Annotated in this window: 7 protein-coding genes; 3 read left to right on the plus strand and 4 right to left on the minus strand. The window is 53.0% G+C overall.

Annotated elements, in window-relative coordinates:
- Window positions 1–36 precede the first annotated feature (36 nt).
- The 4 genes from QZ310_RS04885 to QZ310_RS04900 all read right to left on the minus strand — a co-directional run bounded on the left by QZ310_RS04885 (window position 37) and on the right by QZ310_RS04900 (window position 7,115).
- Entirely contained in the window at window positions 37–1,290 is a 1,254-nt protein-coding gene (locus QZ310_RS04885; protein ID WP_297070977.1) for an L-rhamnose isomerase, read from the minus strand.
- A 43-nt stretch (window positions 1,291–1,333) separates the two neighbouring features.
- Window positions 1,334–2,815, minus strand: coding sequence for a rhamnulokinase family protein (locus QZ310_RS04890; protein ID WP_297070979.1), 1,482 nt, complete (start codon window positions 2,813–2,815; stop codon window positions 1,334–1,336).
- 165 nt (window positions 2,816–2,980) lie between these two features.
- Window positions 2,981–5,131: an ATP-binding protein gene (locus QZ310_RS04895; RefSeq protein WP_297070981.1), complete on the minus strand. Its 2,151-nt coding sequence runs from the start codon at window positions 5,129–5,131 to the stop codon at window positions 2,981–2,983.
- Between the two features lie 25 nt (window positions 5,132–5,156).
- The gene (locus QZ310_RS04900; protein WP_297070983.1) at window positions 5,157–7,115 is read right to left on the minus strand and encodes a two-component regulator propeller domain-containing protein; all 1,959 of its coding nucleotides are present in this window, start codon (window positions 7,113–7,115) and stop codon (window positions 5,157–5,159) included.
- A gap of 330 nt (window positions 7,116–7,445) precedes the next feature.
- On the opposite strand from QZ310_RS04900, the gene QZ310_RS04905 reads away from it, so the two are divergent.
- The 3 genes from QZ310_RS04905 (at window position 7,446) to QZ310_RS04915 (ending at window position 13,437) form a co-directional block, all read left to right on the plus strand.
- Window positions 7,446–9,173, plus strand: a complete 1,728-nt coding sequence (locus tag QZ310_RS04905; protein WP_297070985.1) for an alpha-L-rhamnosidase C-terminal domain-containing protein — start codon at window positions 7,446–7,448, stop codon at window positions 9,171–9,173.
- Between the two features lie 284 nt (window positions 9,174–9,457).
- Window positions 9,458–11,548 carry a hypothetical protein gene (locus QZ310_RS04910; RefSeq protein WP_297070988.1) on the plus strand — a complete coding sequence of 697 codons (2,091 nt, stop codon included), beginning with the start codon at window positions 9,458–9,460 and terminating at the stop codon, window positions 11,546–11,548.
- A gap of 41 nt (window positions 11,549–11,589) precedes the next feature.
- The gene (locus tag QZ310_RS04915) at window positions 11,590–13,437 is read left to right on the plus strand and encodes a hypothetical protein (RefSeq protein WP_297070990.1); all 1,848 of its coding nucleotides are present in this window, start codon (window positions 11,590–11,592) and stop codon (window positions 13,435–13,437) included.
- The last annotated feature ends 144 nt before the right edge of the window (window positions 13,438–13,581 follow it).

The following is a 13,581-nucleotide window of genomic DNA, read 5'->3' on the forward strand; positions in this document are numbered from 1 at the left end:
TGGAATAATTGGAATTTCTATGCATGGTGGTTGAAATCAGCGTTTTGAAGTGACCTCAGTCTCGTATTGCTCGATGACGGGAATATAGGCTTCGCCGACGGGAACACCCGAGCGGAGGCAATACATGTCCCATACGGCAGACCAGGGGAGTGACTTCTCGATTTCGAGCATTGCCAGACGCTGGAAACCACGGCCGTTGTCCTCATGGGTGCGCAGGGTGTCGATGGGTTCGAGCAGAGCGCAGAGCATTGACTGCTGTGCGGCGCGGGCACCGATGACGTAGGCACCGAGGCGGTTGATTGATGCGTCGAAGTAGTCAAGGCCGAAGTGTACGCGGTCGAGAGCGTCGGCACGGACAATTTCCTTGCAGAGATTCATTGTCGGGTCCTCCATGATGGTCACATGGTCAGAGTCCCAGCGCACTCCGCGGGTCACGTGGAGCATGAGCTCGGGAACGTAGAGGAGCATTGACGAGACCTTGTCGGCGGCATCTTCGAGGGGATGGTAGTGACCGGTGTCGATGGTGTAGATTTTCTTGTTCTCCACGCAGTAGCCGACCACAAATTCAAGAGAGCCTGATGTGAAGCTTTCAAGACCTATGCCGAAGGTCTTTGATTCGAGGCAGTCCTTCATGTTCTCGTATTTGGTGGCGAAAATCTCGTCGAGGCTCTCTTTGAAGAGCTTGCGGTAGAGATAGCGGTTGACGGTGATGTCCTTCGAACCGTCGTGAACCCAGAGATTCATGATGCAGGGATCGCCCTGAGCCTTGCCGATTTCCTCGGCGATGGCGCGGCAGCGCTTGGTGTGTTCAATCCAGAAGCGGCGGATTTCATCGTCGGGATTCGAGAGGCTGAGGTCGCCGCTCTTGGGATGGGAGAAGGATGAGGAGTTGAAGTCGAGTTTTATGTTGTTGGCGAGAGCCCAGTCGATCCAGCTTTGGAAGTGTTCGATTGTAATCTGGTCGCGGTCCACGGCCTCACCCTTGAAGTCGCCGTAGATGGCATGGAGATTGAGGCGGTGTGTGCCGGGAATGAGTGAGAGGGCTTTGAGGATGTCGGCACGGAGTTCGTTGATGTTGCGTGCGCGTCCGGGATAGTTGCCTGTTGTCTGGATACCGCCGGAAAGTGCGCCGGCTTTGGGTTCGAAGCCGACCACATCGTCAGCCTGCCAGCAGTGGAGCGACAGGTGGAAGTTGTCCATCTTGTCAAGCACCTTGTCGGTGTCGATGCCTATTTCTGCGTAGCGTTCGCGGGCAAGTTCGTAGGCTTGGCGGATAGTCTCTGTTTTCATGAAATATCGGTGTCTTTATGAGGTTAATTTATATTGTATTGTGTCATTTTGGGAGGGTGAGGAAGCGAGCGTAGGCTTCATCCCACAATTCATTGTTCTCCCCTGATGGCTGGAATTCCTTAAGTTCCACGGATTTGCGGATTACGGCGCGCATCCGTTCGAGATTGCTGACCACTCCGGCGGCTTTTGCCTGCAGCATTACGTTGCCGAGTGCGGTACATTCCACCGGACCGGCTACGACCGGCATACGGAGGACATCGGCGGTCATCCGGTTGAGACGTTCGTTGCGGGAACCTCCGCCGATGATGTGGAGGCGCTTGATGGGGAAGGGAGCGAAGCGTTTGAGCATCTCCATGACCTGACGGTAGCGCAGGGCAAGGCTGACGAGGATGCAGCGTGTGATTTCGCCCTGAGTCTCGGGCACCGGTTGTCCGGATTCGCGGCAATAGGTCCTGATTGCGTCAAGCATTGACACGGGGCTTCCAAATTCGGCTGCGTCGGGGAAGATTATCGAGCGCATCGGATCGGTGACCCGGTCGGAGAGGGTGAAGAGTGTGTCGAAATCTGTCGGCAAACCCTCCTTCTCCCATTCGTTGCGGCAGGATTCGAGCAGCCACATGCCACAGATGTTTTTAAGGAAGCGGGTAGTGCCGTCGACACCCCCTTCGTTGGTGAAGTTGGCCACACAACTGTCATCGTTGATGATAGGTTGGGGGACTTCGATGCCCATGAGGCTCCATGTGCCGCTGCTGAGGTAGGCGAAACTCTCATCAGTGGCAGGGATGGCTGCCACGGCTGAGGCGGTGTCATGGCCGGCCACAGAAATGACGGGTATCTGTGCCATGCCTGTGCGGTGGCTGACGGCGGGGGTGAGCCGTCCGATAACGGTCGCGGGCATGATGAGCGGCGGAAATATGTCGGGTTGCAGACCGAGGGCGCTGAGGAGGGCCGGTTCGATGCGGCGGGTGGTCGGATTGAGCAGTTGGGAGGTTGAGGCGATGGTGTATTCGGTGACCTCTATGCCACAGAGCAGATAGCTGAGGGCATCGGGCAGAAACATGATGCGGCGCGCGGCGTTGAGGGCCGAATTGCCGTCGCGTTTCATGGCCGAGAGCTGGAAGAGGGTGTTGAAGTTCATCACCTGGATTCCGGTGAGGTCATAGACATGCTCGCTCGGGAGGCAGTCGCGGAAGAAGCGGGCCGGTTCGTCGGCGGTGTGCGGGTCGCGGTAGCTGAAGGGATTTGCGAGGGGCAAACCGTCGTCGCCGAAGCAGACGATGTCTACCCCCCATGTGTCTATACCTATTGAAGTCGGCGTGATTCCTTGAGATGCGAGCAGCGAGAGGGCATTCTCAATCTCATTGTAGAGATGAGGAAAATCCCAGTACCGATGGTTGCCCATACTGACAATGTCATGCCCGAAACGGGTGAGTTCTTTCATCGTGACGACATCGTCGGTGACGGTGCCAAGTACGGTGCGTCCACTGGTTGCGCCGAGGTCAACGGCAAGGAATTGGTGCTTCATGATAATTATGATAGGTTGTTGAGACTTGTCGCAAAATTAGCGCAAGGGGTTTTAACGGGCTTCCCTCTACGTTTCAATTATTGTGCGTTTTGTTTCAGTGACCTAAAATAAAATCAAGTTGCAACAATCACAGCCCCTCAGACAGTTGCATGGGGCAAGATTGAATCAGTCCGCCGTCACGGTGTATTGCGAGAAGCGGTTTGTGACGTAGGCGCGGGGTGATACTCCGAAATGTTTCTTGAACAGTGACGAGAAGTGGCTCTGGTTTCCGAAACCGGTCTGTTCGCCGACCTCGCCGACGGTGTATTCGCGGGTCAGGAGAAGTTCGGCGGCGCGGTTGAGTCGGTAGACGCGCAGAAGGTCGTTGGGCGATATGCCTGTGAGTGCTTTCACCTTGCGGTAGAAGTTGGTGCGCGAGAAGCCGAGTTCGCGTCCGAGCATGTTGACGTTCAGTTCGCAATTGTCGAGGCTGTTGTCAATGTAGGCATAGAGCTTTTCGAGGAATTTCTTGTCGAGCGGTGAGAGTTCGGCAGTGCTCGGCGGCTGTTCCATCGGCTGTTCGCTCAGCCCTGTCGAGGCGAGAATCATCGAAGCCTGCTGCTTGCGTTTGGCATAGAGATTGTTGACGCGCGCGATAAGGACTTCGGGACTGAAAGGCTTGCAGAGGTAGGCATCCGCGCCGCAACGGTAGCCCTCGATCTTGTGCTCGTCGAGAATCTTTGCGGTGAGGAGTATCACGGGTATATGGCTTGTGGAGCTGTCGGATTTTATGCGTCGGCAGAGACCGAGACCGTCCATCTCGCCCGGCATCAGCACATCGCTGATGATGATGTCGGGACACTCCATTGTGGCCTTCAGAAGTCCGTCGGTGCTGTCGAAGGCCTGCAGGACGGTGAAATTTTCGCTGAAGAGGTTGGCGACAAAGGTGTTGAGCGACACATTGTCCTCAACGACGAGAATCTTGGGATGCGATTCGTCTTTTTCGGTCGTCTCGCCCTCTGTCTCCACGATTTTTTCCGAAGAATCGGCGGCTTGCAGTTCCGGAGTCTGTTCTGGGGATTGATTACTGCAGTTCTCCTCAGTCGTTGCTGACGGCAGCGGGGAGTCAGGTTTGATGTCGGAAAGCGCGGGACGGAATTCCGATGAGGAGAAGGCTTCGTCGGAGGCCGGGAAGACGACTGTGAATGTCATGCCTCCTTCGGGGTTCTTCTTGGTCCGGATGATGCCTTTGTGTTCCTTGACGAGATGCGCCACAAAGTTGAGACCGATTCCGAATCCTTCGGTTTTCTTACCCTCCTTCAAACCCAAAAGACGCTTGAAGGGCTGGAAAATCTTGGGAATGTCCTCCTCGTTCATTCCCCGTCCATTGTCGGTGACTGAGATTTGTGCGTAGGTGAAGTCGTCGGTTGCCTCGAATTCCTCGGGATGACGGACAAGTTCGAGTTTGAGGGTGACGGAGCCGTTGTCGTTTGAATATTTTATGGCGTTGACGATGAGGTTGCTGACGATTTTCTCGACCTTATCGCTGTCGTAGGTGAGCATGATGCTGTCGGCAGCAGGTTTTTCAAGATGTATGGTCACACGGTTTTCGGTGGCATATATATTGTAAAGTTTGGCAAGCGATTCAAGTTGCTTTGAGATGTCGCCTCTGGCCACCTGGAGGGGAAGGGTCTCGTTGTTGACACGGCGGAAGCTGAGGAGCTGGTTGATGAGGGTCATCAGACGGTCGACGTTGCTGTCGATGAAGTCAAATGATTCCTTTATCTGCTTGTCGGTCATCGACTGGTGGTTGTCACGCAGATATTTCGCCGGACCGCAGATGAGTGTGAGCGGGGTGCGGAGTTCGTGGGATATATTGGTGAAAAAGTTGATGCGGTTGGCAGTGATGCGCTTTTCCTGTTCGATGCGTTCCTCGGAGAGTGCATATTTCTGTTTGATGAGGCGGAAGCGCAGGTAGATGCGGTTGATTGTGACGATGACAGTTATGAGGAAGAGCAGGTAAAGGATGAGGGCCGGTGTTGCGAGCCACGGACTCGGTTTCACGTTCAGGTCGAGGAGTTTCACAGGCTCCTGCCATTCACGCCCTTTAAGACGTGCGCGGACATAGAATTCATAGTCACCTGCCGAGAGGTCGGAGTAGGATACGCGGTCATAGTTGCCGACGTTGATGAAGTCCTTGTCACGGCCTTTAAGCATGTAGGCATACTCGATTTCGCCCGGCCTGTCATAGCAGGAGGCGAAGTATTCGATGTTGATGGAGTTGTTTTTATGGTTGAGTGTCAGGTGACTGACAGAGGCTTCCGCCACATCGTCCATATCCCCGGTGAGTAGTGGCTTATAGTCAGGTAATGACCATAATCCTCTTAAAATCAAAGGAATAGTAATTGGGGGGGGGTGATTTTTTCAGATTAGTCGTCGGGACGATTTCTTCAAGTCCGGCGTTGCCTCCGAAAAGTATTTTGCCTCCGGCCACCGATGCGACACACTTTTCATGGAACTGGTTGCCCCCGAGTCCGTCGGGACGCAGATAGGAGCTGATGAGCTTGCCGGAAGTGTCGAAGCGGTAGATTCCGTAGCTGCTGCTCGCCCAGATGTCGCCGTTGGTATCCTGCGAGAGTCCCACGATGTCTTCCGTCTGGTCACCGAGGCAGGATTTCAGTTCACGGCTTTTGGCATCAAGGCGCAGGAGACCGTGATGGTAGGTGCCTATCCAGAGATTTCTGTCGCGGTCGAGCATGATGTCGACTGCGCTGTTCCATGCGCGTTGGCCGCTTGCGTCGAAGTTGCGGACAGTCATGTTGTCGATGTCAATCAGATAGAGATTGTCAGTGTAGGCGGATATGAGGAGGTGATTGTCGTCGTAAGGAATGATTTTGGTTATATTGTTGGAGCGGAGGAGGGGAGTGGAGATGGTCTTCACGATATTCAGGTCGCTGTCGATGATGAAGAGACCGCAGTTGTCGGTTCCGACCCACATACGTCCGCGGCTGTCCTCGGCTATGCTGACAGCGTTCACGAAGTTAGGAAACTTCTTTATGACCGATAGATGATATTTTTCCGGGTCGGATGATGCGCCGGGATTGCAGACGATGAGGCTGTTGTTGTAGCCGGCCCACAGGCGACCCCGTGAATCGAAGGTCATTTCCTGCACGAAGTCGTGGGTGAATGAGCTGAGCGCAGGGGCAGTGCGGCTGTTGAAGTATTGTTTGCTGTTTGTTGAAGGGTTGAATACGGCGAAGCCTTGGTAGCGGGTTCCGACCCAGAGGTTGCCGTGGGAGTCAGTGGTGGTGCGCGTCACGAATTCATTGCGGAAGGCGCGGATGAGTTTGCGGTCCACGTTGAAGAGTTTCGGACGGTCGACCAGCAATACCTCGCCACGGTCAAATGTCGAGACCCATACATTTTTATCCCTGTCAAGGTAGACATTGTTGATTTCGGCTGTCCGTAGTTCCTTGAAGTCGATGTTGTTGTATCTGTTTCCGACGGTTCCGGTTTTTGAGTCATAGACAAGCACACCACGGTTGCCGGTTGCCACAAGGTGGATGCCGTCCGTCAGCGACAGGATGTGGTTGACCTCCGTATCACTGCCTATCGGGGTCGGCGAGAGGGTCTGGTCGGATGGGTTGAAGCTCATCACTCCGTTCGGAGTTCCGAGGAGCAGGCGGTCGCCGGCAGCGGCCATGGTGTTTACGCGGTCTGAGGATTCGAAGTTGAGGCGCAGGAGCGGTTTGAGCGTGGAATCGACTGCCATCATGCAAGTCCCGTTTGAGAACCAAAGGTGTCCGTCGGGACCTTTGACAGCGGAAGTGATAGCATCCCCGTTGATTCTCAGCCTTGATACGATTCGTCGAGAACTTTTGTCCATCTCATAGAGTCCCTCGGCTCCGTAGCAGAGCAGACGACCGGCGTATTCAACGAAACCGTAACCGTTGAAGTCATAGTTCTCGTTTCCGTCCACGATGAAGCGGTGAAACAGTTTGGTATCCTTCTCAAGAGCGCAGATGCCCATGTTGGTAGCCACCAGAAGCCATCCGTCCTTATCTGTCATCAGACCGGTGACGGAATTGGAGGGGACAGTCTGCGTATCGTTCGCATCGCCGAAATAGATTTCATATTCATCACCGAAACTTTTGCAGAGGCCGTTGGCAGTCGCGATCCATATATAGCCGTAGGAGTCCTGGCAGACCGCGCGCACGCATAGATTCGACAGCTCAGAGCGTCTCACAGGGACGTAAGCACTCATGTCGAGGCAACCTGCAAGACACAGAAATGAAATGAAGAATGGCAATAGTGTTTTCATGATTTAGGTGAAAGTGTTTCCATGTCGCCACAAAGATAGACAATAAATTTTATTAAAAGCAAGAGAAGTTGTAGCCATAATGGGGACAGTATGTCCATTTAGTACAATAAGTCCCTTGGAAGGGTTGTTTTCGCGCTTCCGGTAGCTTGAATCCGTGGTTTTCACGGGTGTTTAAACAAGTACGATAATATTTGGAACATATCAAAAGGCTTGTGTGCGTATGGACAGAAAAATGGGATAAGATGCACAAAGGGGAAGCTTGTGCAGGAGCTAACTTTGCAAATGAATAATCAATCTCAAACCGAGCAACCACATTATCATCATTTTTTCATGAACAGCAAAAAACTATGTCTGCTCGCTCTACTGGGAGCGGCACTTCTGCCTAACATTGCCAACGGCGAGCTCAAGCGAACGCCGGTGGCACCGACACGCATAGTATGGATGTCAGACACGACGGGTGAATACATCAAGAATCCGGAGATACTGATGAATGATTTCAAGGGTCAGGTATCGGTGGCCGACAACAACTGCACCGTGCTACGCAGCAACGGAAGTCATCAGGCAGCCGTCCTCCTTGATTTCGGAAAGGAACTTCACGGCGGAATCAAGATTTCATCGGGTATGCGCAACTCCTCGCGTCCGCTGCGGCTGAGAGTGCGTCTCGGCGAATCGGTTTCGGAAGCCATGAGCGATGTGGCCCCCTATCATAATCCCAACAACGCCACCAACGAACATGCCATGCGCGACTTCGACATCCAGGTGCCCTGGTTGGGTTCGCTCGAATGTGGCAACAGCGGTTTCCGCTTCGTAAGAATCGACCTGCTTGACAAGGATGTGGACTATCTGCTGCGCAATGTCCAGGCCATCAGTGTCATGATTGACGATCCTGAAATCGGTTCGTTCAAGTGCAGCGACGAGCGTCTTAATAAAATCTGGGAAACAGGAGCCTACACTGTCAAACTCAATATGCAGGACTATCTCTGGGACGGTATCAAGCGTGACCGTCTCGTGTGGCTCGGTGACCTCCATCCCGAAGTGATGACCGTCAGCAATGTGTGGGGCAAGCATGATGTGGTGCGCCGTACGCTCGATTTCGCAAAGGCCGATACACCTCTGCCGGGGTGGATGAACGGTTTCAGCTCATATTCAATGTGGTGGTTGCTCATTCACCGCGATTATTATCTCCATCACGGCGACATGGCCTACCTGAAGGATAACCGTGACTATATCCTCGGACTTGTCAAGCAGCTTGACGAATGTGTGGATGCGAACGGAGAGGAGCAGATGACCGGCGTGCGCTTTCTCGACTGGCCTACATCGGAGATGCCCGACGTGATTCACGACGGCCTGCAATCGCTGACCTACATGACCCTTGACGCAGCGCGCCAGATTGCCGGGTGGCTTGACGACAAGGAGATGGATGCCGTTGCGTCGAAATGTATGGAACGCATGGACAAGTTCAACATAAAGCGCACGGATGCCAGCCAGGCTGTCAGTCTCTGTCTTCTCTCAGGTCTGTCAAAGGACCGTCAGAAAGACTGCGGCAAACTTCTTGACAACGGAATCAATTCCTTCTCGCCTTTCTACGGCTATTATGCTGTCGAGGCACTTGCTGAAAACGGCCATATCGACAAGGCGATGGATATGATAAGTGACTACTGGGGAGCGATGATTGACCTCGGAGGCACCACTTTCTGGGAAGACCTCAACTATCCCGACACCAAGAATGCGGCCCGCATTGACGAGATTGTCCCTGACGGGAAATATGATATTCACAGCCAGGGAGGAGCGTATTGCTACGTCGGTTTGCGTCTGAGCATGTGTCACGGCTGGGGTGCCGGTCCGACTCCGTGGCTGCAGCGCCATGTGCTCGGTGTCAAGCCGGTTGAACCCGGTTGCAAGACCATCGAGGTCAAACCCAACCTCGGCAATCTTGCATTCGCAGAGGGAACTGTCCCCACACCCTACGGTCCCGTCTCGGTAAAGGCCCGCAAGGATGAGAGCGGGAAGACCGTGGTCAGCGTGAAAGCTCCCAAAGGCGTGAAAGTGAACAAATAATCCATAAAATAAGCATGTCTACAAACAGCACTGACTGAAATACATTAACTATCGTCAGATTCTTTCCGGAGAGTATGACTGACGGATTCATTTCATCCTGTGTATGAAAGCACCGGATTGATGGACTCCGACAGAGCTCCCGGTCAGAACGTCTTCGCGGAGAGGACTGCTACAAACCCTACATTTTTTCTTGCGACTGCCAAAGCCCGTCGGTTTCATGGGCTTGGCCGTCAATGGAAATTCCTCCACAGGATAATCAACTTACTTCAAAATCTACCTGAATCATGAAATACAAAGGACTGCTTACCTTGACAGCAACACTTATGGCCCTCGGATGGTCGGAGGGAGTGTCGGCCGACACTCCCGTAACCGATCTCTTCCCCGACACATGGGTGGCCATCGACGGAATTGACAGAGTGTTGCCGACTGCTGACGACCAGCCTTTGCGCACTGATAAGGACCGTACGGTCGGTATATTCTATGTGTCGTGGCATTACGACTGGTTCTACACCAACTTCAAGGCTCCCTACGCCTCGGATGTTACCAAGATTCTGCAGGAAGACCCCTCGGCGCGTCTGGACTACAACCATCGTCTGTGGCCTCATGAATTTGCCTACCACTGGGGAGAACCTGAATTGGGATATTTCACAAGTTGTGACCCATACGTCATCAGGAAAGACATCTCCATGCTCTCTGATGCGGGTGTGGATGTGCTGATTCTCGACTGCACTAACGGTGTTTCCTATTATGATGAGTGGAACGCACTTCTTTCGGTGATGACCGCCATGAAGAAGGAGGGCAACGTGGTGCCCAAAGTGTGTTTCTGGGGATATAACAACGACGTGTCGAAAACCTTGACTGACATTTACAAGAAGATATATCTCAACAAGATGTATGAGGACCTCTGGTTTCATTGGGATGGCAAGCCCCTGATGCTTTACAACGAGGATGCCTCATATCCGGCTGATTTCCATGACTTTTTCACCCTGCGCCATCTGTGGTGGGGCTATCATTCTTTCAACGGCAAGCCTTATTTAGGTGTCGATGACCATTGGAGTTTCGGCTATGAGCTTCAGGACATCCATGTCAAGCAGCTTACCCCGGCTCAACGCGCTGCCAAACACAATGGACGCTACGAGCAGATGGCCGTCACCCCGGCCCAACATGCGTCGACTATGGTCGGCAAGAGCTGGACTCTTGCGGCAGGCGAACCGTCGCTTGACGAGTATGATTTGCCGAAAAGAAAATATCTGAATAAAAAATGGATTCAGCATCCCGAATACTACGGCTTCTACTTCAAGGAGCGTTGGGAAGAAGCTCTCAGTGTCGACCCGGATTTCATATATATAAATGACTGGAACGAATGGATTGCCGGCCAGTTTGCCGTCGAGGGAGGCGTAAGCTTCATGGGCCGTCAGAGCAACTATCATTTCGTTGACCAGTATAATGCCGAGTTCAACCGCACGATTCAGCCGATGAAGGGTGGAGGAACCGACAACTACTACATGCAGATGGTCGACGGCATACGCCGCTACAAGGGTGTGCGCGAGGCACCGATGGCAAGCCGCGGAGTGGAACTGGGTCTTGATTCAGATTTCTCGCTCTGGGACAGTGTGAAAGAGGAGTTTCTGGATACGCCCGGGGATGTGACACATCGTGACTATACCGGCTACGGTGGAAACAAGTATTCAAATTTTTCCGGCCGCAACGACATACTCGTCTCAAAAGTGAATGTCCGTGGCGACAAAATTGATTTCTATGTCTGTACAGCCGACGACCTTACCCCTAACACCGACCCCAACTGGATGCTGCTGTTCATAAATTCCGACTGTGATTTCAAGACAGGCTGGCAGGGCTTCGATTTTCTTCTGAACAAGGAATTCGAGTCGGCCACGGAGACTTGGGTGATGAAATGGGACAGCGAGACTTCCGCGTGGGTGCGCCATGCGCTGGCGCAGTTCCGCACCGAAGGGAATCATCTCGTTGTCGAGATGCCTCTCTCAGTTCTTGGCCTGACCGATGTCGACAAGGGTAATTTCTACTTCAAATGGGCTGACAATCCTGCTGATATTGACGATGCAATATCGCTGTGCATCAATGGAGACACTGCTCCCAACCGCCGTTTCTGCTACAATTACCGCTGGGACTACGGAACTACAGGTATTGACCGTGTCGCAACGACTGCTGCGCAGCTCAGGGCAGTTTCGCTGTCGGGCTGTGCGCTCCGGGTGGAATGTGACAAACCTTTCACTGTCACAAGTATCCTCGGGACGACAGTTGCTTCCGGTGAAAGCTCCGGGACTCTTACGATGCCCGGTTCAGGGCTTTACATCGTCACTTCAGCCGGAAAATCGGTTAAAGTAGCTGTCAAATAAAATTCCAATATCCAATCCATATATTTTACACGCTGAAAACAATGACTTATCGCAAATTGATGATGGCAATGTTGCCATTAATGCTATGTCCGATTGTGAAGGCCGCGAATCCCGGGAGCATCACGGTGGAAAGTGACAACTGGTCACTGACCGATGCTCTCGGGCGCAAGGCCCGTAGCTATGAGACAGCAGGCGAGAAGCGCGACGACCGTTTCGTCGGGATGTTTTACTGGACATGGCACCAGGGCTACGACGGCAATGGTGGAAATGAGGATACTTCTGTCGAAGTTAAGAATATAACAGAGGTGCTGAAGGAACATCCGGATGCAATCAATGACTACAATCATCCAGCCTGGGGTGAGGCCGGCCGCCGTCCCGGAGTCTTCTATTGGGATGAGCCGATATTCGGTTACTACCGCACCACCGACCCGTGGGTGTTGCGCAAACATGCCGAAATGCTTGCAGATGCAGGTATTGACTGTGTGTTTTTCGACTGTACCAACGGCTCGCTTCTCTGGGAACAGTCATTCCGTGCCCTTCTCAAGACATGGGACCGTGCGCAGAAGGATGGGGTGAATGTCCCGAAGATTGCATTCATGCTTCCCTTCGCTCCGACGGCGGATTCGCGCACGTCGCTCATCAACCTCTACAATAAGCTCTACGGCAAAGGGGAATACAGCAATCTATGGTTTTACTGGAAAGGTAAACCGCTCATCATGGCCTATCCCGACAATCTTGCCGAGACAGGCGTGGAGGGGAAAATCAGGGAGTTTTTCACCTTCCGTCCCGGGCAGCCGGACTATGTCAACGGTTCTCCGGCCGATTCTTTCCAATGGGGATGGCTCGAAGTCTATCCCACACACGGCTATTGCTATGACCCCTCGAAAGGGAGGCCCGAACAGTGTGTGGTCGGCATTGCCCAGAATGCGCGCGATCTCAGCGGAGGCCATTGCTGTGCCTTCAATCTTCCGGGAACCTACGGACGCAGTTACAGCAAGCTCAAAGGTGTCGACCCGCGTGAGGACGGTTATCTCTATGGCTGGAATTTCCAGGAACAATGGGACCGTGCGATTGACGAGCTGCAACCTGATATGGTCTTTGTGACCGGTTGGAACGAATGGACATCGGGCATGTGGACCAAAGCCCACGGCTGGAGCGATCCGCTTTCGTTTGTCGACCAGTTTGACCGTGACCACAGCCGCGACATCGAGCCGACGAAAGGGTGGGGCGACAAGGGTGATGTCTATTATCAGCAACTTGTCGACAATGTGCGCCGTTACAAAGGCATGTCTGCACCCCGCAAAGCATCCGCCCCGAAGACAATCCGCCTTGGCCGGAAAGGGGAATGGGACAATGTGCTTCCCGACTATAAGGCTTATCGTGGTAACACCTTTCACCGCGACCACCGCGGACGCTACAACAAGTATTACACCAATACTTCCGGCCGCAATGACATCGTCGGCGCCAAGGTGACCCATGACAAAAAGAATGTCTATTTCCGCGTTGAAACCGATTCACTCCTCACACCCTCCTCGGATCCGAACTGGATGATGCTTTTCATTGATGCGGACCGCGACAAATCGACCGGCTGGAACGGTTATGACTTCATCATCAACCGGAAGTCACCGAAGGACGGCAAGGTCTTTATCGAGAAGTGTGCGGGACCCTCCTGGGAATGGAGCGGAACAGCCACGGGACGTTACACCGTCAATGGAAATGTGCTTGAAATCGCGATTCCGAAATCCGCGCTCAATGTCGGCAATGACCTTGACTTCGAGTTCAAATGGAACGACAACATGCAGACTCCCGGCGACATAATGGATTTTTATATAAATGGCGACACCGCTCCCGGCGGACGCTTCAATTATGTCTATCAATCCTCTCTTTGATGAGATTGGAAAGACACGATTGAAAAACATGCAATTACTGTCATACTGATTTGATGTTATTTGTGTAAACAACTGATTTAAAATGTTTTAAATCTGCGATGACACATATTGCAAACAATACCTTAATAAAATTGAAACAAATAT

Source organism: uncultured Duncaniella sp., from assembly GCF_910577345.1.
Lineage (GTDB): Bacteria > Bacteroidota > Bacteroidia > Bacteroidales > Muribaculaceae > Duncaniella.

Excerpts from the sequence above, each read along its gene's own strand:
- QZ310_RS04910 (WP_297070988.1), top strand. The coding sequence starts at position 9,458 with ATGAAATACAAAGGACTGCTTACCTTGACAGCAACACTTATGGCCCTC.
- QZ310_RS04890 (WP_297070979.1), bottom strand. The coding sequence starts at position 2,815 with ATGAAGCACCAATTCCTTGCCGTTGACCTCGGCGCAACCAGTGGACGC.
- QZ310_RS04915 (WP_297070990.1), top strand. The coding sequence starts at position 11,590 with ATGACTTATCGCAAATTGATGATGGCAATGTTGCCATTAATGCTATGT.
- QZ310_RS04900 (WP_297070983.1), bottom strand. The coding sequence starts at position 7,115 with ATGAAAACACTATTGCCATTCTTCATTTCATTTCTGTGTCTTGCAGGT.
- QZ310_RS04895 (WP_297070981.1), bottom strand. The coding sequence starts at position 5,131 with ATGGACGATGTGGCGGAAGCCTCTGTCAGTCACCTGACACTCAACCAT.
- QZ310_RS04905 (WP_297070985.1), top strand. The coding sequence starts at position 7,446 with ATGAACAGCAAAAAACTATGTCTGCTCGCTCTACTGGGAGCGGCACTT.
- QZ310_RS04885 (WP_297070977.1), bottom strand. The coding sequence starts at position 1,290 with ATGAAAACAGAGACTATCCGCCAAGCCTACGAACTTGCCCGCGAACGC.